Origin of the sequence: Methylophaga sulfidovorans, assembly GCF_900114205.1 — a bacterium.
Classification (GTDB): domain Bacteria; phylum Pseudomonadota; class Gammaproteobacteria; order Nitrosococcales; family Methylophagaceae; genus Methylophaga; species Methylophaga sulfidovorans.
Map to the genome: position 1 here is coordinate 165,346 of NZ_FOSH01000005.1, position 19,716 is coordinate 185,061.

Below are 19,716 nucleotides of genomic sequence, written 5' to 3' on the forward strand. Positions count from 1 at the left end.
ATTTGATAAAAAATGAACAGTACTCGCCGTTCTAAAATGACGGTTTTCTCAGATCCTATTTGTCCCTTTAGTCACCAGGTTCGCATTATTCTTCAGGAAAAAGATATTGATGCGAATATTGAAACCTTAGTTGATGGCGCTTGGCCGGAAGAGGTTGCGATTGCTAATCCATATGGTATTGGTCCCACCTTATTTGATCGTGATTTAGTTTTATTCAATGCGAGTGTTATTGCGGAATATCTGGATGAACGTTTCCCTCACCCGCCACTGATGCCTGTCGACCCGGTAGCAAAAGCAAAAACACGGCTTATGCTCTACAGAATAGACAGAGACTGGTACTCACACTGGAATGTTATTTCAGGACGAGAGAAGGGTAACGTCAGTAAAGCACGCAAAACGATTCAGGAAGATCTGACTGTACTTGCACCATTATTTGAAGACTCAGCATTTTTTATGAGTGATGAGTTTTCGGTGCTGGATTGTACACTGGCCCCGTTGTTATGGCGCCTTCCGGCATTAAAAATAAAATTACCTGCAAGTGCCAGTGCTGTAGAAAAATATGCACAGAAAATCTTCCGTAGAGAGAGCTTCCAACAGAGTTTAACGCCAGCAGAAAAGGCCATGCGATAAATTATGACTTCACAAAAGCCATATCTTATTCGAGCTATACATGAATGGTTATTAGATAATGCTTCTACACCTTATCTACTCGTCAATACTGACCATGAAGGTGTACAAGTGCCGACTGACTTTGTTCGCGACAGTCGTATCGTCCTGAATATTGCACCCGATGCGGTGCGTGACTTAAATATCAGTAATGATTGGCTTAGTTTCTCGGCAAGATTTGCTGGCAAGCCTATGGATATTTTTATTCCTATTATTGCTGTTCAGGCTATTTACAGTAAAGAAAACAATGAAGGCATGTTCTTTCCGGAAGAAGATATGCCAACACCGCCGCCGCCCCCGGAAAAAACTGAACCCACGACGCAAAACGACACTAAAAAGTCAGGAAGTCGCCCCAGTTTAAAAGTCGTCAAGTAAACTATAATTGATATTTTTCCATGCGATATCGCATGGCCATTCTTGTCAGGCCTAATTCACGGGCGGCACGGGACACATTACCAGCCGTTCTCTCCAGTGCTTTTTCCAGTAGATATTTTTCGACTTGTTCCAGCGTCATATGTCCTAATACTTCGACAGGATCCTGCTGTAGCGATTTTATGACAGTAGTCTGCATAATCAATTCAGATACATCAATCAAGCCATCAACAGACATCATCACTGCGCGTTCAATGACATGTTGTAACTCTCGGATATTTCCTGGCCAATCATAGTTTTGCAAAGCATTAACAGCCGTTTCAGTAAAGACTGGCGGTTTTAAACCATAACGTCTGGCAACCAGCTCAACAAAATATACTGCTAACGGTGCGATATCTATTTTCCGCTCACGCAATGGTGGCATCTGGAGTTGAATAACATTTAAACGGAAGTAAAGATCAGAGCGAAACTCTCCATCAGCAACCATTTGCGGCAAATCACGATTGGTTGCAGCAATAAAATGTGCATTAACCGCTCTTTCCTGCGTTGCGCCAATTCGTCGTATCTGACGGCGTTCCAGCACATTTAGTAATTTCGATTGCAATTCAAGGGGCAGCTCACCAACTTCATCTAAAAAAAGTGTCCCTTCTTCGGCCACTTCAATCAGCCCCGCTTTTGCCTGGTGTGCATTTGTAAATGCACCGCGCTCGTAACCAAACAGTTCAGCTTCTATCAAATCCTTAGGTAAACCTGCACAGTCAACATGGACAAAAGGCTTATCCCGCCATCTGCCTGCTTGGTGATAATAACGAGCAAGTACATCCTTGCCTGTTCCTGTTTCACCATTGATTAGAATAACTGGATACTTCGTATGAGCCCTATCAACCAACTGAATCACACGCTCCATTTGTTGTTTAATAGCTTGCATGGCATTACTTTGACCAATCATAACAACAGGTTCAGAGCCATGCGTCTCACGCACATGTGAGTAGTCAAGCTGTTGACTTAGTTTTTGTGTTTGCATCACTTTATTTACTGTGAGCACCAATTCATCTAAATCTACAGGTTTCTTCAAATAATCTGTCGCACCTAACTTCATGGCTCGAACAGCATCTTCTAATTCACCATAAGCTGTCATCATAACTACTGGTATGACGTGCCAGGTTTGATGCTCTCTTAAAGACTGTAAGAAATCCAGACCACTACCATCTGGTAATCGAACATCTAACAGAATGATATCTGGTAAGTTCTTTTCCAACAGTATGTATGCATCTGCAACTGTTTCAGCAATTGTTGGTGTATGTCCTTCGCGCTGCAGGCGCTTTAGAACAGATTTAGCAAAAAGCGTTTCATCTTCAATTAGCAAAACATTCAGTATCAATTTCAATTTACCTTAGAAAGTTTTTGGCAGTCTCACCATCACGCACGTTCCTTGATTGCCATTAGCGTGATAAATGAGCTCGCCCTGGTGCTGTTTCACAACTTTTAGTGTAAAGGGTATGCCTAAACCAAAACTAAGTCGTTTAGTATCGTCCTTGCCGACAGCATCTTCATCTAAAGGATCAAAGTTCATTCCTTTGCCCTGATCACAAATACTCAATTCAATATGGTCTGAACGTTCTTTATATTCCAGTACCAGCAGTGATGAAGCTGGTGATGCTTCAATTGCATTCTGCACAAGATTGAATATGGCTTGCTCCATTAAATTGATATCAATAAAAACCGGTGTTGGTTCTAGCTCCCAACCTTTCCGTTCAATGTATATAGCTTTATCCTTGAGTTGTAAATCCATCATCGCCAAGGAATTGTCTGCCACTTGTGTCAGGGGCTTCTGAATGAAATGAGCTCTTATTGGATGCAGATAAGTTAATAATGAAGTCACCCAGCGTTCAAGGCGGTCTACAGCAATAATAATATCTTTTAAGGCTTCCTGAATTTCAGGAGCGGGACTTTCATCTAATGTAACTTGTGATGCTGCACGGATACTTGCCAAGGGATTTCTAATATTGTGAGCAACAAGAGGAACTAATTCCCCTAATGCCGCTTGTTTTTTTGCTTCAATCAATCGGTCCCGATTGATGATAAGCTCACTTGCCATCGTGTTAATTGCATCAGACAATCGTATTAACTCGTCTACCCCACCGCCTTTAATTTCATGATTTAATTCACCTTTACTTATTCGTCTAGCGCCTTGCATAACTCTGGCGAGAGGCTTGATGACATTATTATTCACAAAACGCCGTGATAGTAATAATAATGTAAACGCTAATAAGACCGGGATGGGTACAAGTATAATTAACTGTGACATCCACTTTTGTCGATCATGTGTTAATGAGTCCTGCTTATTATTGAGCAGGGTTTCAAAATGGCTGAAGGCATCTTCCAGCGCTTTAAAGGTATATTTCTCCAGTTGTAGATTCAACAGTTCTTTTTGTTGCTCTGATGGTCGGATTACCGTTAATAGTGCATGCGTTTCATCATGAAACCGTTGATAGGCCAGTTCAATATCAATCACTGCCTGAAACTCATTTTCCTGCTCAGCTTCCTGCTTTAAATCTTGGATAAATCCTGTAATCCTGTCTGTATATTGCTCGTATTCTTTGGGAGCATCGGTATCGGCAAGGAAATTAGCATCGAATACTTCTTTCAATTGTCGATATAACTCACCTCGAATATTTTGCATATGATTATTCATCGAGGTAAGCCGTAAAGATTCCTCAGAGCTTTTTTGCCATGCAAAAGCCCATACGATACCCACACTGGCAGTGACCAGAATAATAATGAAGAAACTCAGCTCATGTAATAACAGTGAGCCTTGAATGCTGCGGCGAAAGCGGGAAAATAGTTTCATATAAAAAAACGGGCCTTTTCAGCCCGTTTTATGCTGTCCGAAATCAAGCAATCATCCCTTTTACTCGGGTTTATAGCTTTCAAACGTAATACTTTCATCGACTAATGCAGCCTCTCCCTCATGCCATGTATCGCCATCAGGTACGATGGTTCTGACTTGATAAATTTCACCAGGAATATCTTCTGAAAGTGTGAAAATATAATATTTACTAGCGTATAGCTTATAACGTGCATTTTTAGGATCATTAATATATGGCTGCACGATATATTGTGTGCCTTTCACCTTTTTGCCGTTATAGTCAATATCCACCTGTTTCTTCTCTGCACCTGCGGCCAATGCCCAACGTAATTTACGTTGAAAATAACGCCATTCACCACCGGTCAAACGTTTCATTTCATGTACATCAAACTCGAGGAAAAGTACAAAGACACCATTTCCACGTTGATTTTCCATTGCTTCATAAGGGCGTTTGTATTTATCGGTAAAGAACTCAAAAGATAAGTCACTACGGCCTGTATTACGGATATTGGAGACATGTACTTTTATTGTGTCTTCACGGGAATCTTCAACGAAACTTTCTTTTTTATATTTATAAGTTAACGTGCCCGGTTGCGTAATATTTTTTAAGTGAGCTTTATCAAACAATTCATTATTTACTTCTGAGAATCCAGGCTCAGCAAAGGCATTACTGAAAAGCACCATAAGCCATCCAGTCATCAATACCATTAACAATTTTTCCACATTGAACCTCTCTCTTTTTTACTTTGATTTTATAGTGTTATTCTAAACAGCCATACATTAAAAATAGCTATGAATACATGAAAACATTTCTCTCAGGCATTTCCAGCTACTCCCTTATTATCCTTATTTTTCTACTCTGTACAGCCTGTAATCAGCAGACTGAAAGCAGACTATATGAAAAAGAAAGTCCTTATTCTTTTGAAGATACCTTATTAAACCTAGATATTGCTATATCAGAACAAAATTACCGCATCATTCATCGAAGTCACATTGGCCAGGCCATTCGAGATCGTGGTGATACGGATTTTCCATTAGCGACCATTACTAATTTTTGTAACATCACCTATGCAAAGGAATTGATGGAAATCAATCCTCAACTTATCAACGAAATGCCTTGTAATATCAGTGTACGTCAATCCAAATCAGGTCAGGTTATTGTCAGTACCAAACTGATGGATGAAACATCTGATAACGATAAACAACAGGCATTTGCAAAAAAAATTAATCACAATTTAAAAACAATTATCGGGGCAACCATTGAATAGTCGCCCCGATAAAATCATCAGTTAATTTTAATCATCATCATCCTTACGTACCCGCTTTTTAGGATATGGATTAACATTCTCTAATGACGGGAAATGATATTGCGCCATTATCGCAGCAATCTCGTCTTTATTTTCTGTGAGGAACTGGTTTAATAGTGCATTCCATTTTTTATCTTGGTAGCGTGTTCCCATACTGAAGCTAAACACATAGGCTTCACCCAGCTCATTCAGCGGTTGAACGACCATTGGTACATCTGACTGACTAGCATAATAACCTGCAATTGGTCCCCACAATAACGCAACATCAATATTACCTTTAGCCAGCTCATCACTAATAATACGTCCAGCATTAACTCGGGCATCACCAGGCATCATTTGAAAATACTGAATCTGATCGGCTAAACCTAAGTCTAATAATGCTTTTGTAGTAACACCACGATCAAAGATACCTATACGTAGAGGTTTACCATCTTTTCTGGCAGTCACAATGTCTTTCATTTGATGAAGCTCATAACCTTCACCTTTACGATAGACCATCGATTCAATTGAGCTCCAGTAAGGTTTTGTCGGTTTTAAGAAATCTGTATGCTCAGGAATACTCATTGCGACATCGCAATAAAATAATCCGGTATCCGGATCGACTTTTTTAATAGTGTTACGTGAAAAGCCTATACGTTGCGGGAAAAAATAATATTCAACTGGTAAACCTAATTCTTTACCTAGTAACTCTGCGATCTTATTATCAAAGCCCTCGCCTTCTTTATTTGAGTAAGGCAGGTTATAACCGTCAGCACAGACGCGTACGGCTTTTTGTCCAGGGAGGGGTTTTAAATCGCCGGCAGCATATGCTGTGGTTGCACCCAGAAGGACTCCCATAATAACTAGTGTCCAACGCTGTATTTTGGTCATTCTCTCTTCCTTTTTTTGATTATGAAAAACTTTCGACCATTAAGCTAACATATTTGTTTCAAAAAAAAGACCCAGCATCAAAAGATGCCGGGCCTTTTTATTCAGACTAAGATTACAGAGTAATCTATATCATCTGGGTCTTACAGGCTGAATACACTCAGAACACCACCCAGGTTAGTCCAGCTAGACAGTGATTTGTATGCACCGACTGCGCCAAGACCATCTGTGTCGTTTTCTAAGCTTGGAATCGCCATACCGATACCAGCCCAACCACCTACACCTGACAGCACAGAGATATACTGTTTACCTTCATGTTTGTAGGTGTTGACGTTACCGATAACGCCTGATGGAGTTTTGAATCTCCACAGTTCACGACCTGTTTGCGCATCAACCGCTTTCAGGTAACCTTCCAATGTACCGTAGAATACGACATCAGCAGCTGTTGCTAACGCACCAGACCAAACTGAGAAACGTTCTGGGTTTGACCATACGATCTTACCTTCACGTGAATCCCAAGCGATGAAGTTACCTAAGTGAGTACCACCTGGCGCTGGGAACATGCTTAATGTTGCACCAACGTATGGTTGACCCGCTACGTATTCCACTTCAAATGGTTCATAGTCCATACAAACGTGGTTGGTTGGCACATAATGTAAACCAGTACGTGGAGAGTACGCTGATGGTTGTTGATCTTTAGAACCTAACGCCGCAGGACAAATGCCTGTTGTGTTCACGTCTTCACCGTTACGTGCAGTGGAGTATTTCGCTACACGATCATGACGACCTGTTTTCAGGTTCACACCGTTTGACCAGTTAACGGCTGGATCAAATTTTTCAGCCACTAACAGTTCACCAGTAACACGGTCCATGGTGTAACCAAAACCGTTACGGTCAAAGTGGACGGCTGTTTTGTGCATTTTGCCTTTCACTTTTTGATCAACCAAGACGACTTCGTTCACACCGTCATAGTCCCACTCATCGTATGGTGTCATTTGGTAAACCCATTTCGCCATACCGGTGTCTAAGTCACGACCCCATAGAGACATTGACCATTTGTTATCACCAGGACGTTGAACAGGGTTCCAGGTAGATGGGTTACCATTACCATAGTAGAACATGTTCAGATCTGGGTCATATGAATACCAGCCCCAAGTGGTACCACCACCAATTTTCCATTGGTCACCTTGCCATGTTTTCAAAGAAGAATCTTTGCCAACTGGTTTCAGCATTGACATAGTTTTGTTAGGGTCAACTAACATTTCTTCATCAGGACCCGTGCTGTACGCTTTGTATTTCACGTTACCGTCTAAGTCATAAGCTTGAATGTAACCACGTACACCAAACTCACCACCTGAGATACCCACTAAAACTTTGTCTTTAAATACGTGAGCTGCAGCAGTGCTGGTTGCACCAAGTTTTGGATCATCACGTTTGTCAGACCATACAACGCTACCATCAGCTGCGTTCAGAGCGACTAATGTTGTGTCTGCCTGGTTCAGGAAGATTTTTCCGTCGCCATAGCTTAAACCACGATTAACCGTGTCACAGCACATAACTGGCACTGTTTCATCGTAGTTTTGTTTTGGTTCATATTTCCATTTGATCGCGCCGTCGTTGTTTAAATCCAACGCAAATACGATATTTGGAAACGGTGTATGAACATACATCGTGCCGTCGATAACCAGAGCGTTACCTTCGTGACCACGTAAAACACCAGTTGAGAAAGACCATGCCATGTTTAAATCTTTAACATTGTCTTTGTTGATTTGAGTTAATTCAGAGTAACGAGTATTTGAATAGTTACCTGCTGGCATAACCCAGTTGTTTTCGTCTTTTTGCATTTCCAATAATTCATCAGCTACAGCCAGACCTGGTACAGCTAATGACATCATTGCGATTGATAAAGTTTTCAGCTTCATAAAGTTTTCCTCTTTATTGCTTTCTAGTTATATACGACACGAAAAATGTTCAGTGTTGAACCTCATGCGTAGGGCAACAATAATCTTGAAGAAAACGTTAGTCAAGCATATTTCCCATATTTTTTATGATATTTTACTTATAACTTTCGGGAATTTTTTCCCGAAAGCATAAGTAAATGAAATTTATATCTTTTTTAGTTAGTTTAGAATTTTAATCCCGTTTTAGTCCTGGTTAAGGATCCAATCAATAGCCAGTTCAATTGCTTCTAATGTGCGCTCACGCCCCATTAATTCCAGTGTCACATCCAGGGAAGGAGATACTGTATTACCTGTGATAGCTACCCTTATTGGCTGGGCTACTTTCCCCATGCCTACTTCATGTACTTCTGCACAGGCTTTTATTTCCGTATGGATAGGTTCGGCAAGCCAATCTATGATTTGTGATAAGCGAGTTTTCATATCTTGCAACAGAGGTAAGCTGGTTTGGTTCAGATTTTTCTTTGCTGCTTTCTCATCATAGCTGCTGACTTTTGTATAAAAGAACATACTGCTATCTGCCATTTCGACAAGTGTTTTAGCACGTTCCTGATAGAGAACAGCAATTTGCTCAAGAGTAGGTCCTGCAGATAGATCAACTGCCCTTTGCTCCATATGCCAGGCAAGATGTTTTGCAATATGTGATGCAGAGCTATTCTTAATATATTGCTGGTTTAACCACAGTAACTTCTCAGTATTAAAACTGGAAGCTGCTCTGTTTACATCTTCAATATCAAAAAACTCGATCATTTCTTGTATCGAAAACACTTCCTGATCGCCATGCGACCAACCTAGTCTTACTAAGTAGTTTAATAATGCTTCTGGAAGATACCCTTGATCGCGATAGCTCATCACGCCTACAGCACCATGGCGTTTTGATAACCTGGCACCATCATCCCCAAGAATCATTGGTACATGAGCAAACTTCGGCGGTTCAGCACCAAGAGCGTTAAAAATATTAATTTGTCTGGGTGAATTATTTAGATGATCATCACCACGAATAACGTGAGTCATCTGCATATCCATATCATCGACAACAACTGTTAAGTTATATGTGGGTGTGCCATCAGGACGAGCAATAATCAAGTCATCCAGCTCAGCATTTTTAAACTCGACATTACCCCGGATCATATCTTTCACTACAACACTACCCGAAGTAGGATTTTTGAATCGTATAACAGGCTCAATACCAGGCTTTGGCTCAGTTAAATGTCTGCAACGACCATCATAACGAGGCTTTTCTTTATTAGCTCGCTGCTTTTCACGCATTTCTTCCAGTTCATCTTTAGAGCAATAGCAATAATAGGCATCACCCTGCTCCATCAATTGCTGGATAATTTCTTTATAACGATCGAAACGTTGGGTTTGATAAAAAGGCCCTTCATCATAATCAAGCCCTAACCATGACATGCCATCAAGAATGGCTTGCACAGATTCAGCCGTTGAACGCTCAAGATCAGTATCTTCTATGCGAAGTACAAATCGACCACCATGTTTACGGGCGTAAAGCCAGGAAAACAAAGCTGTTCTCGCTCCACCAACATGTAGATAACCTGTTGGACTTGGTGCAAAACGGGTACGTATAGTCATGTTAGAAACTCTCAACTGGATAGGTTCAATAAAGGCCGATATTGTACCAGTTGAATGTTTATATATCGCGGTTCAAATCAATGGACGACTATTTTCAGAAGCCGTGACGCATCGTGCGTTATAAATGCTGAAGCATTCTTCAGTTATAGAATTAAAGAAATAAGCTCATACTCATTGCTAATAAAATCCACTATATTAGTAATCACGAATAAACAAAGGAACTTTTCCCACGTATAACTTCTCAAAAATCTTACAATAACAACAACGCTTTATTGGGAGAAAAAAAATGTTCAGTCGATTATCAGCAATAACACTAGTAGGTTTAGCCCTACTTCTGGGTAGTTACTCAATTATGGCCGCAACACCGGAAGAACCTGTATGGCCTGTACTTAAACAGACATATTTCGGAGATAAAACAATACATGATAATGCAAATGATGTATTAGATTTAGAAGCACCAAAACGTGCTGAAGATGCAGCCATTGTTCCAATCACCATTAAATCATTAAAGCCGCAAACAAAAGATAACTACATAGAAAATATATATGTATTTATAGATAACAACCCAATGCCTTACTCAGCAAAGTTTCATCTTTCTCCAAACTTAGGCACTGTAGACTTATCAACCCGAATGCGCGTTGATCAATACACCTATGTACGAGCTATTGCCGAAATGAATGATGGCAGTTTGTATATGGTGTCACGATTCGTGAAAGCATCCGGTGGCTGTAGTGCTCCTGCAGGTAAGGATGCCGCCGCTGCACTAGCGCGCTTAGGTAAAATGCAGCTAAGAATGCGTCAGCCAACCATTGGTGAGCCGGTTCAGGCGCAAATGATCGTCAGCCATCCTAATTATAATGGGCTGCAATTTGATCAAAAGGCACGTAAATATATTCCGGCGCATTATGTCGATAAAATTGATATCACCTATAACGGACAACCATTAATCAGTGTTGATGCAGGTATATCTATCAGCGAAGACCCAAGTCTTCGTTTCACATTCACACCTGAAGAACATGGAAAATTAGAAGCGAAAGTACATGACACTCAGTCAGAAGAATTTGAAATAGAAAAAGACATATAAGCTCTAACCCACAAATAAAAAAGGCCGCATTAGCGGCCTTTTTTATGCTTGAATATTTTATTTATTATGAATACGACATTCTTTATAAGCAGTTTCATTTACTTGTTTGAAAAGTTTTAAACCTTTCTTGATGCTTTTGTCATCTCTGAACTCCGCCCCTTTATCAGCAGGAAGGTTCTTGTACATAAAGCCCGCACTGATATCTTCAAATTCTTTTTCGGAAAAGGCTTCTGCCATTTTATCCGCCACACAAGAACATTTATGAACACCTTCATAAACATTCATTTTAGGATTAGCTTCCATACAATCCATTACATAATGTACACGGGTTACCGTAGAAAAATCATTGGACATTGCCATTGTTGGCAATAATGCCAAACCTGTAGCAAACAACGTAGCAGCTCCAGCAATTTTCATTCATTCTCTCCTATAAAATTATTATTCATCTGTTTGGATGAGTTGTGACTCGACATTATAATATTAAGTTCCACTTATCCTGATTTTGATACAGAATTAGATAGATATACTACAGGAATTCTTCATAATCTTCTGCTATGACAGATAGATGAAAAACGCTTTATTTTCACACAAGACCAACATCAGGTAGAATTTCTCGTTCAATCCAGACACTATTCAATACAGGCGGGAGATAGCCAAATGAAAAAATTGTTATTGCACTTGGATACAGATCCAGTTGCCAGCACCTTCGACCAAGCAGTCGCTTATGATGCCGGCGTCGATAACATTATTGCTCATGGCGGCGCGACACGTGACAATGTCACACCACATGTTCACGGCATGATTTTTACTCGTGGAGGTAAAAACTTAAAAAATAGCGCCATTTTCATTGGTGGCTCAAATGTTCCTGCCAGTGAGCTGGTCGGCAAAGCTGTTAAAAAAGCATTTTTTGGTCCCGTCAGTGTATCGGTAATGCTTGATCCTAATGGATCCAATACCACAGCTGCAGCGATCGCCCGAAAAGTTCTGACAGATTATGATGTCAAAGGGAAAAACGTTGTTATTTTAGGTTCGGGCCCTGTTGGCCAGAGAACCGCGCTTTACATGCTGAAAGAAGGTGCGAAACAAGTCACCTTAACTTGCCGTAGCATGGAAAGAAGTAAAGCGACCGTCAAAGAAATGAAAGAACACTACGGCGTTGATGTTTTACCGGGTGAAACACGCAGTGATGAAGCCGTTAAACGTATATTGGCCGAAGCCAATGTCGTTATTGCTGCCGGACCGGCCGGTGTGTGTGTTGTGCCGGAAATGGCTTTGGAAAATAATACTTCGATTGAAGTCGTTGCTGACGTGAACGCAGTACCTCCTCTAGGTGTAGCAGGCATGGAAGTGATGGACAATGGCGCAGAGAAAAATGGCATGCGTTACTACGGTGCTATAGCCATTGGTAACTTCAAAATGAAAGTCCACCGCGGTGCTATCTCTTCACTTTTCGAAAGTAATGACGCCTTCCTGGATGAAACCACTATTTACGACATTGCCTGCAAGATCGATAACGAACAGTGAAACAACAAACTGCTGAAGCTGAAAGCCTGATGGTAATGTCATCTGTCACCGTTCAGGCTCCAGCAAGGCTTCACCTTGGATTTCTTGATTTAAATGCTGAGATTGGGCGCAAGTTCGGTAGTATCGGACTTGCGATCAATAGTCATCACACTACGATACAAATATCATCTGCTGAAAGTTTCAGTATTGAAGGTGACTGCCTGACAGATGATTTGCAACTGAAAATCAGCCAAATTTGCCAGCGATTTTATGATAGTTTCGGTCACCAAATTCCTTCTGCAAATCGTCGTATCAGTATTCGTTTAAAAACGGTTATCCCAGCACACTCTGGTCTGGGTTCAGGCACACAACTAGCCCTCACGCTAGGTACAGCCCTTGCCAAATTTCATAGTTTATCCATTAACACACCGTCATTAGCTAAAGAGTTAGGCAGAGGTAAACGTTCAGGTATCGGTATTGCTACATTTGATCGTGGTGGCTTTGTGATTGATGGTGGTCTTAAACCAAATCAGACCGTTCCCCCCATACTTACACACATCGATTTCCCCACTGACTGGAAAATCGTATTGGTAATGGATCCTCATCATCAGGGCATTCATGGCGCAGCCGAGTTACAAGCGTTCAAAGAACTTCCCATTTTTCCTCAAGCTAATGCGCGTTTGATCAGCCACATTACCTTAATGCAGTTATTACCTTCTTTAATCGAACAGTCTGCTGACGAATTCGGCAAAGCGATTACTGATATTCAGGGATTGATTGGTGATCATTTTGCTCAAGCACAAGGAGGTCGCTATACCAGCAAACGTGTCGAGGCCTGTTTATTACATGCTCAAAAACTGGGGCATACCGGTATCGCACAAAGCTCTTGGGGACCAACCGGATGTATCTTTGTTGAAAATGGCATACAAGCAAAACAATTAATTCAAGAACTGGAACAGTTTGTCGACAATACTTTTTCTGATGACAACACACCTACTTTTATCCAAACATCTGCAGATAATCGTGGTGCAGTTATTGAATCCACTATGTAAGTGTGGCTATTATCATAACTTCAGCCGTAATTTGATTTTATTATAAGGATTTATTATGTCCAAACGTTCGATTATTCACATGCTCAACCCGATGAAGCACAACAGTCCATTTGACATCAATATGGCGTTAGATGCTGGTTATGATGTACTTATTCCATACTCTCATGTTGAGTTAAGTGAAGTCGCGGGATTAACCCAAGATGCTATATTTTCTCGCGGCCCTTCTGGCGTGAAAAAAACAGGTATGTTCATTGGTGGCCGTGATATCGGATTAGCTATGGACATGCTGGAATCAGCCAAAAAATCAATGGTGCCACCTTTTGAAATTTCAGTATTTGCTGATCCAAGTGGTGCATTTACCACCGCAGCGGCTTTGGTCGCTTGTGTCGAACGTGAGTTAAAAAACAAATTTCAGCAAGAATTAAAAGGGGCTAAAGCCGTTGTATTTGGCGGGACAGGTCCAGTAGGTATTGCAACTGCAGTCATTGCTGCACTTCAAGGTGCTGAAACAGCGATTGTTGATCACTTTTCTATTGATACAGCACTGGAATTTGCTGCAGAAGCTAAAAAACGTTATGACGTTGACTTACGTGGAACAACCGCTGCATCAGATGCTGACAAAGCTCGCCTTTTATCCGATGCCGATATAGTTTTCTGTGCAGCAAAAGCCGGGGTTCAGGTATTGAATGCGTCTGTTTTGCATGATGCGACGAAACTGAAAGTTGCCGGCGATGTAAATGCTGTTTCCCCTCTTGGCATTGAGGGCGTCGAATTAATGGACTTCGGTGCTCCTTTAATTCATGCAACTAATTCACCTGATGCAGTAGGGATTGGAGCCTTAGCTATTGGTGATATCAAATACAAATTACAGCAAGCCTTACTGAGAGAAACCTTAGAATCAGAAAAGCCTGTGTATCTTGATTTCCGTAATGCATTTGAAGGTGCTCGTAAACTGGTATAACTTCATCAAGCTATGCCGCAAGAGCAGTTACCTTTACTCATATTTGCCCAAACTGCTCGATTTATTGCACAGTCCGCGGCTCAACTCGGATATCAGACCTGGGTTGCGGACTGTTTTGCAGATACAGACACACAGCGTGTTTCAGATCGACTGGTTCATTTACCTTCCTTAGACCAACTAACAACAGACTCTTTGCTTTCATCCTTACATTCGCTAAGCCAGCAACAGCCTTGTTGGTTGATTTTTGGAGCGGGCATCGAACGTTTTTATCCCGTTCTGAAACAGTTACCCCCTCATATTCAACCATTAGGTAATAACTTCCAGACATTTGAACTGTTGCGATCAGCCGATCAATTTTTTCCATTACTCGACGAGCTCGGCATTGCTTATCCTGAGACTCACTTCATCAGCCCTGCTGACAAAAATAAAATCTGGCTAAACAAGAACCTGAAAAGTTGTGGTGGCAGCCATATTAAATACGCAAATCATCACCCTGATAACCAGGTCATATTTCAAGAATATATCGAAGGTACATCTGCTTCAGTAAGCTTTATTGCTGATGGATATGCTGCATCAATCCTTGGATTTAATAAACAGATTCACGACAAACAAAGCTTCGTGTTACAACAGCTTATTAATCAGATTGATCTCACACCATCTTCTATACAAAAAGTAGCAACAGCATTGCAGCGACTTATTACCGCAACGGGCTTTAAAGGCTTTGGTAGTCTCGATTTTCTTGTTGATGACGCTGACAATATCTACATTCTTGAATTGAATCCAAGAATATCTGCCTCGGCAGAACTCTATTCCAACTCAGGTGATATTTTACATAGCCATATTCAAGCTTCTATGGGCATCTTGCCAGATGAGCTGGGATATACATACAAACACTCAACAAACACTCGAGCACTGTCTTACCTATTTGCAGATAAACACTATCGTGCTCGTGAAAATACAAACTGGCCAAGCCAGGCTCACGATATCCCCTCTAGCAGTCAGATGATTTATCCAGGTCAACCTATCTGTACATTGATCATCGATGCTAAATCCGAACAAGCTTGCCAGAACATTCGTCATCAACTGGAAACTGAGATAGTGAAAAATTGTCTCTATTCTGCTTGAAAATAGCAGAGACTCTACCCATATTAACCGTGATTCATTAAGACAGGATTGAATGCATGAAACGCATATTACTTTTTCTTGGCACCAATATAGCTGTACTAGCCGTATTAAGCATTACAATGAGACTGCTAGGTATAGATAGCCTATTGGATGAGCAAGGTGTTGGCCTTGATATGAATGCCTTGATTATCTATGCAGCTGTTATTGGCTTTAGTGGCTCGATTATCTCACTACTTATTTCAAAATGGACAGCGAAACATCTGACAGGAGCTCAGGTCATTGAGCAACCTAAAAATGATAGCGAACGTTGGTTGGTCAATACGGTTAAACGTTTAGCTCAACAAGCAAATATTGGTATGCCAGAAGTCGCTGTCTACAACTCTCCGCAACCGAATGCATTTGCTACCGGAGCAAATAAAAATAATGCTCTTGTCGCCGTAAGCACAGGTCTTATGCAATCGATGACCCAAGAGGAAGTGGAAGCTGTGCTGGCGCATGAGGTAAGCCATATTGCTAACGGTGATATGGTGACAATGGCATTAATTCAGGGGGTAGTGAATACCTTCGTTATCGTTTTATCTCGCGTTATTGGTCATATCGTCGATAGAACAGTATTTAAGGTAGAACGTGGCCATGGTCCGGCATTCTGGATTACCTCAATTATTGCAGAACTGGTTCTGGGTATTCTGGCCAGTATCATTGTGATGTGGTTCAGCCGTCAACGAGAATTCCGGGCTGATGCCGGTGCGGCAAGTCTGGTGGGTGCGCCTAAGATGGTGGCAGCACTCCAACGCTTAGCAGGAACATCAACCGAACCTTTACCTGATCAACTTCATGCTATGGGTATCTCTGGAGGCAAAGGTGGCGGTCTGTCAGCGTTATTTATGACACATCCACCATTAGAAGAGCGTATCAACGCCTTACGTGGGAACCGATAATCATTAATAAAAAGCCGGGCTAAGCCCGGCTTTTTTTATATTAAAGCTCATCATCCTCAAAGTTATAGTTCATCTCGGCAGATGGCTCATGAATATAATAACCTTGGGCATAATCCACACCTAAACGCCACAGTAGCGCTAAACTATTAGCATCAGACACAAATTCAGCAATAGAGCGTTTACCCGCCTCTTTGGTCATCTCAATAATCGCTTTAACGGCGGCCTGATTTTCAGCATCATGTGCCATATTTTCAACAAACGTACCGTTGATCTTCAGATAATCCACATTAAAGGCTTTCAGACTATTGGAGAAATCAATACCTGAACCGAAATGCTCTAAGCCAAATTCACAGCCTAAACTCTGTAAGCGTTCAATCACATGACTGACTTGATCAACATTATCGATCGCCATTGTCTCACTGACTTCAAAGATAAGTGCTTGTGCATTCAGTTGCTGAGCTGATAAGGATGCAGACAACCAGTCAACGAAGGCTTCTTCATGCAGACTTTGTTCTGATAACTTGATAAAGAAACGCGTTTTAGGAAAACGTTGACGATGAATGGTTAATGCTTTTAATGCACTTCGAATCACCCACTTATCAACTTCCGTCATCATCTTTAACTGAACGGCATGATGAATAAATTTATCTGCAGCGATAAATTCATCATTAATTTGCAGTCGAAGCAAGACCTCATAAAATTCCTGCTCTTCACCGTGTAAGCTTACGATGGGTTGATAGAACAGGATAAATTTATCTTGCTGCAGTGCAGTTTGCAGTTGCTTATGCCAGGCTTCGCTCGACTGTTGTTCAATTTCACTGGTTTGAGCATGAAAGCGCATCACCCGATTGCCACCGGCATGCTGTGCTTTCATCGCTGCCCTGTCTGCATTTTCTAACACAGCCTCAGCTGTTAGCTGACTTTCATTAATTCGGGCGATACCAATACTACAATGTAAATCAATCTTTTTACCTGCCACATGCGATACATACTCATCAATGGTTCTGCGGAAAGATTCAGCTCGCTCATCAATATAGGTATCATCATGATTAGGGACGATAATCGCAAACACCTGATCACCGTAATGACCAATGATTTCATCTTCAGCAAGCTTATTCTGTAATAAGTCAGACACACTTTTTAGAATGACTTCACTGGTACCCAATCCCACTTTTTCTTTAATTGATAAAAAGTCATCCAGCGTGAGATATAGAAGCTGAGCATCGCCTTCACCTTCAGCTGCTCGACGTACTGTTTTTTCTAACTCATCAATAAAACGGCTTCGGTTGTATAACCCGGTAAGCTGATCATGCTCATCAACAATGGTGACAACGGGAGGAGTCTGCTCATTGAGTACTGTGTCATCACGAATAACAACTTGTGTGCAGTCCTCGCCTTCTACACGGGCATGACTAAACTGAATTTCTGCTTTAAATGTCACACCATTTGCCGTAAGCCCATGTCCCATCAAAGTCACTGGCGGCGCATCTGGCTGTTCCGTAAATTGTCTGAATACGGCTTTAAACTTAGGATGATCATCTGCACTGAATAAATCCAGAATAGGTAATCCGGCAACATCTTCTGATTCCTGATAACCAAACAGATCTAAATAAGCTTGATTCACATAGATATGCATTCCTTCATGCATATAAGCAACGGCATCTCTTGAGCTATCTAAAAGCGTTCTGGAGCGCTTCTCACTTTCTCTCAGAGCCCGTTCATTACGCCTTGCCAGACGTCGTATGAAAAGATTATCAATCTCACGATTAATCACAAATTGCAGGCGCGGTTTATCCTCAAATAACACAATGTCTTTCGCGTTTGTTGTGAAATAGTCCGCTTCATGGGTTTTATCATCGGTAATGATGATACAAGGCAAGTCTTTATCTAAATGTTGAATCAGATTGAGAATATCCATAGGCTGGACATCAGCTACATGTTCACGGCATAAGATCAATTCCCAATTCTGGGCTGATAACAGCTTTTCAATCGCGGCAGGCTTATCTTCCCTTGTCGCCCGGACAGCATGACCTGCACTTCGCAGCACATTGACAATCACGTCTGCATCCGTCAAAGAGCTATCAATAATCAGTACACGTAAAATGCCTTCTGCTCTCGCCACAGTCGCCACCTATTGTTCTTTCTTTTTATCCAGAAGCATCGGTTTCTTCCCTTCCAGTTTGGTCTGTTGTAGTTCCATCCAATCAAACAACTGTTGATTTAACTCGGCTGCAGAAACAGTATCGGTTGCGATTTTTTTACCTATAGTCATTTTTATCACACCGGGATATTTCAAAAAACCATGTTTAGGCCATGATTTTCCCGCATCATGACACACTGGAATAACGGGATAGCCAGTTTCTTTTGCCAGTCTGGCGCCACCAATACCAAAGCGACCAATATAACCTTTTGCTATTCTTGTACCTTCGGGAAAAATAACAACCCAGGCACCAGATGTTAAACGATCTAAGCCTTGCTCTATCACTTGATTCAGCGCTTTTCGTCCTGCTTTACGGTCTATTGCAATAGGGTTTAGAGATGCTAATCCCCAACCAAAAAACGGAATCCAGAATAATTCACGTTTCAACACCCAGACCTGAGGCGGAAAAACAGCCTGTAATGCCAGGGTTTCCCACGAGGATTGATGTTTACATATAATCACTGCGGGCTCATCACCGATATGCTGACGACCTTCAACTTCAAGTTTTACCTGACAAATTTTGTCCAGTAACCAGATATTGGATTTCGCCCACTGACTGACCACGGCATAACGCCATTTAAAGGGTAAAGGCCATAATAGAACGCCTAAACAGGAAAATAATACCGCGGTGACCGAATGTAAAATAAAGAAAATAGTGGAGCGAATATAGATCATTGTAGTTTGTGTTCTAATAGGGCTGTGGCGACACTCGCCAGATCATCATAGACCTCAACACCGTCCGGAATACCTGCAGCCAGAGTTCGCTCACCTTTGCCGGTTTTGACCAATATCGGTCTGGCCTGTGACAACATTGCCGCCTGAATATCACGCAGAGAATCCCCCACTGCAGGCACATTTTCCAGACTCACCCGTAAACGATGCGCCAGGTCCACGAATGAACCATTCTGGGGTTTACGACATTGACAGTCATCTTCCGGACCATGAGGACAAAACATGATCGCCTCAATTTTGCCACCGACCTGGGCCAGCATCCTACGCATCTTGCTATGAATACGATTCAAGGTTTCTACATCAAACAAACCACGCGCGATACCAGATTGATTGGTAACCACCACCACCCGGTATCCCGCATAATTTAATCGAGCAATCGCTTCGAGGCTGCCTTCAATAGGCTCCCACTCTGCCGGATTTTTAATAAAATCATCCGAATCATGATTAATGACGCCATCTCGGTCCAGAATAATCAGCGACATAATTGCTCCT

20 protein-coding genes are annotated in these 19,716 nt (G+C 41.6%); 10 read left to right on the forward strand and 10 right to left on the reverse strand.

The genetic code is table 11. From position 1 onward, the window contains the following. Positions 1-12: 12 nt before the first annotated feature. Both BM232_RS05785 and BM232_RS05790 read left to right on the forward strand, forming a co-directional pair. Entirely contained in the window at positions 13-630 is a 618-nt protein-coding gene (locus BM232_RS05785) for a glutathione S-transferase N-terminal domain-containing protein (protein WP_091712263.1), read from the forward strand. A 3-nt stretch (positions 631-633) separates the two neighbouring features. Further along, positions 634-1,041, forward strand: a complete 408-nt coding sequence (locus tag BM232_RS05790) for a ClpXP protease specificity-enhancing factor (RefSeq protein ID WP_091712265.1) — start codon at positions 634-636, stop codon at positions 1,039-1,041. 1 nt (position 1,042) lies between these two features. Here the strand turns inward: BM232_RS05790 and BM232_RS05795 are convergent, their stop codons facing one another. From BM232_RS05795 to BM232_RS05805, 3 genes are read right to left on the reverse strand one after another with little or no spacing between them, the layout of a single operon-like run. Continuing rightward, on the reverse strand, positions 1,043-2,419 hold the full coding sequence (locus BM232_RS05795) for a sigma-54-dependent transcriptional regulator (RefSeq protein ID WP_091712266.1): 1,377 nt from the start codon (positions 2,417-2,419) through the stop codon (positions 1,043-1,045). Positions 2,420-2,431: 12 nt separating this feature from the next. Next, the gene (locus tag BM232_RS05800) at positions 2,432-3,889 is read right to left on the reverse strand and encodes a sensor histidine kinase (protein ID WP_091712268.1); all 1,458 of its coding nucleotides are present in this window, start codon (positions 3,887-3,889) and stop codon (positions 2,432-2,434) included. Between the two features lie 60 nt (positions 3,890-3,949). Further along, positions 3,950-4,630 (reverse strand): hypothetical protein, encoded by a 681-nt coding sequence (locus BM232_RS05805; protein ID WP_245752822.1) that lies wholly within the window; start codon positions 4,628-4,630, stop codon positions 3,950-3,952. Positions 4,631-4,707: 77 nt separating this feature from the next. Between BM232_RS05805 and BM232_RS05810 the strand changes: the two genes are divergently transcribed. Then, complete coding sequence (locus BM232_RS05810; protein WP_091712270.1) at positions 4,708-5,175, forward strand: DUF302 domain-containing protein; 468 nt, start codon at positions 4,708-4,710, stop codon at positions 5,173-5,175. Positions 5,176-5,202: 27 nt separating this feature from the next. Here the strand turns inward: BM232_RS05810 and BM232_RS05815 are convergent, their stop codons facing one another. From BM232_RS05815 to gltX, 3 genes are all read right to left on the reverse strand, one after another. Continuing rightward, positions 5,203-6,084 (reverse strand): quinoprotein dehydrogenase-associated putative ABC transporter substrate-binding protein, encoded by an 882-nt coding sequence (locus tag BM232_RS05815; protein ID WP_091712272.1) that lies wholly within the window; start codon positions 6,082-6,084, stop codon positions 5,203-5,205. Positions 6,085-6,224: 140 nt separating this feature from the next. Further along, a complete protein-coding gene (locus tag BM232_RS05820) occupies positions 6,225-8,003 on the reverse strand; it encodes a methanol/ethanol family PQQ-dependent dehydrogenase (protein WP_091712274.1) in 1,779 nt (592 codons plus the stop codon). A gap of 222 nt (positions 8,004-8,225) precedes the next feature. Beyond that, positions 8,226-9,629 carry a glutamate--tRNA ligase gene (gene gltX / locus BM232_RS05825; protein ID WP_091712276.1) on the reverse strand — a complete coding sequence of 468 codons (1,404 nt, stop codon included), beginning with the start codon at positions 9,627-9,629 and terminating at the stop codon, positions 8,226-8,228. Here gltX and BM232_RS15200 point away from each other — a divergent pair. After that, positions 9,628-9,753: a hypothetical protein gene (locus BM232_RS15200; protein ID WP_281248270.1), complete on the forward strand. Its 126-nt coding sequence runs from the start codon at positions 9,628-9,630 to the stop codon at positions 9,751-9,753. The genes gltX and BM232_RS15200 overlap by 2 nt on opposite strands. Positions 9,754-9,915: 162 nt before the next feature. After that, on the forward strand, positions 9,916-10,713 hold the full coding sequence (locus BM232_RS05830; RefSeq protein WP_091712278.1) for a quinoprotein dehydrogenase-associated SoxYZ-like carrier: 798 nt from the start codon (positions 9,916-9,918) through the stop codon (positions 10,711-10,713). Between the two features lie 57 nt (positions 10,714-10,770). Here BM232_RS05830 and BM232_RS05835 read toward each other — a convergent pair whose 3' ends face one another. Further along, entirely contained in the window at positions 10,771-11,130 is a 360-nt protein-coding gene (locus BM232_RS05835) for a hypothetical protein (RefSeq protein ID WP_091712280.1), read from the reverse strand. A 240-nt stretch (positions 11,131-11,370) separates the two neighbouring features. Here BM232_RS05835 and BM232_RS05840 point away from each other — a divergent pair, with 240 nt between their 5' ends. Genes BM232_RS05840 through htpX form a run of 5 tightly spaced genes read left to right on the forward strand, consistent with a single transcriptional unit; the run spans position 11,371 to position 16,292 of the window. Next, positions 11,371-12,237, forward strand: a complete 867-nt coding sequence (locus BM232_RS05840; protein WP_091712282.1) for an NAD(P)-dependent methylenetetrahydromethanopterin dehydrogenase — start codon at positions 11,371-11,373, stop codon at positions 12,235-12,237. Next, complete coding sequence (locus tag BM232_RS05845) at positions 12,234-13,268, forward strand: beta-ribofuranosylaminobenzene 5'-phosphate synthase family protein (protein WP_091712283.1); 1,035 nt, start codon at positions 12,234-12,236, stop codon at positions 13,266-13,268. The genes BM232_RS05840 and BM232_RS05845 overlap by 4 nt, the downstream gene beginning before the upstream one ends. Positions 13,269-13,323: 55 nt before the next feature. Beyond that, complete coding sequence (locus BM232_RS05850) at positions 13,324-14,229, forward strand: NAD(P)-dependent methylenetetrahydromethanopterin dehydrogenase (RefSeq protein ID WP_091712284.1); 906 nt, start codon at positions 13,324-13,326, stop codon at positions 14,227-14,229. 12 nt (positions 14,230-14,241) lie between these two features. Then, on the forward strand, positions 14,242-15,354 hold the full coding sequence (locus BM232_RS05855) for an ATP-grasp domain-containing protein (RefSeq protein ID WP_091712285.1): 1,113 nt from the start codon (positions 14,242-14,244) through the stop codon (positions 15,352-15,354). 56 nt (positions 15,355-15,410) lie between these two features. After that, complete coding sequence (htpX, locus tag BM232_RS05860) at positions 15,411-16,292, forward strand: protease HtpX (protein WP_091712288.1); 882 nt, start codon at positions 15,411-15,413, stop codon at positions 16,290-16,292. Between the two features lie 40 nt (positions 16,293-16,332). On the opposite strand, the gene BM232_RS05865 is transcribed toward htpX, so the two are convergent. The 3 genes from BM232_RS05865 to gmhB are packed head-to-tail and all read right to left on the reverse strand — an operon-like array spanning position 16,333 to position 19,706. Next, positions 16,333-18,414, reverse strand: a complete 2,082-nt coding sequence (locus BM232_RS05865; RefSeq protein ID WP_091712401.1) for an EAL domain-containing protein — start codon at positions 18,412-18,414, stop codon at positions 16,333-16,335. Between the two features lie 9 nt (positions 18,415-18,423). Further along, positions 18,424-19,167, reverse strand: coding sequence for a lysophospholipid acyltransferase family protein (locus tag BM232_RS05870; RefSeq protein WP_091712290.1), 744 nt, complete (start codon positions 19,165-19,167; stop codon positions 18,424-18,426). Next, complete coding sequence (gene gmhB, locus BM232_RS05875) at positions 19,164-19,706, reverse strand: D-glycero-beta-D-manno-heptose 1,7-bisphosphate 7-phosphatase (protein ID WP_091712293.1); 543 nt, start codon at positions 19,704-19,706, stop codon at positions 19,164-19,166. Before gmhB ends, BM232_RS05870 begins: the two co-directional genes overlap by 4 nt. Positions 19,707-19,716: the final 10 nt, after the last annotated feature.

What these genes read in the sequence shown, in the direction of transcription:
- htpX (WP_091712288.1), top strand. Translation starts at nt 15,411, where the DNA reads ATGAAACGCATATTACTTTTTCTTGGCACCAATATAGCTGTACTAGCC.
- gmhB (WP_091712293.1), bottom strand. Translation starts at nt 19,706, where the DNA reads ATGTCGCTGATTATTCTGGACCGAGATGGCGTCATTAATCATGATTCG.
- BM232_RS05850 (WP_091712284.1), top strand. Translation starts at nt 13,324, where the DNA reads ATGTCCAAACGTTCGATTATTCACATGCTCAACCCGATGAAGCACAAC.
- BM232_RS05785 (WP_091712263.1), top strand. Translation starts at nt 13, where the DNA reads ATGAACAGTACTCGCCGTTCTAAAATGACGGTTTTCTCAGATCCTATT.
- BM232_RS05815 (WP_091712272.1), bottom strand. Translation starts at nt 6,084, where the DNA reads ATGACCAAAATACAGCGTTGGACACTAGTTATTATGGGAGTCCTTCTG.
- BM232_RS05840 (WP_091712282.1), top strand. Translation starts at nt 11,371, where the DNA reads ATGAAAAAATTGTTATTGCACTTGGATACAGATCCAGTTGCCAGCACC.
- BM232_RS05810 (WP_091712270.1), top strand. Translation starts at nt 4,708, where the DNA reads ATGAAAACATTTCTCTCAGGCATTTCCAGCTACTCCCTTATTATCCTT.
- BM232_RS15200 (WP_281248270.1), top strand. Translation starts at nt 9,628, where the DNA reads ATGTTAGAAACTCTCAACTGGATAGGTTCAATAAAGGCCGATATTGTA.
- gltX (WP_091712276.1), bottom strand. Translation starts at nt 9,629, where the DNA reads ATGACTATACGTACCCGTTTTGCACCAAGTCCAACAGGTTATCTACAT.
- BM232_RS05820 (WP_091712274.1), bottom strand. Translation starts at nt 8,003, where the DNA reads ATGAAGCTGAAAACTTTATCAATCGCAATGATGTCATTAGCTGTACCA.
- BM232_RS05835 (WP_091712280.1), bottom strand. Translation starts at nt 11,130, where the DNA reads ATGAAAATTGCTGGAGCTGCTACGTTGTTTGCTACAGGTTTGGCATTA.
- BM232_RS05855 (WP_091712285.1), top strand. Translation starts at nt 14,242, where the DNA reads ATGCCGCAAGAGCAGTTACCTTTACTCATATTTGCCCAAACTGCTCGA.
- BM232_RS05870 (WP_091712290.1), bottom strand. Translation starts at nt 19,167, where the DNA reads ATGATCTATATTCGCTCCACTATTTTCTTTATTTTACATTCGGTCACC.
- BM232_RS05790 (WP_091712265.1), top strand. Translation starts at nt 634, where the DNA reads ATGACTTCACAAAAGCCATATCTTATTCGAGCTATACATGAATGGTTA.
- BM232_RS05830 (WP_091712278.1), top strand. Translation starts at nt 9,916, where the DNA reads ATGTTCAGTCGATTATCAGCAATAACACTAGTAGGTTTAGCCCTACTT.
- BM232_RS05800 (WP_091712268.1), bottom strand. Translation starts at nt 3,889, where the DNA reads ATGAAACTATTTTCCCGCTTTCGCCGCAGCATTCAAGGCTCACTGTTA.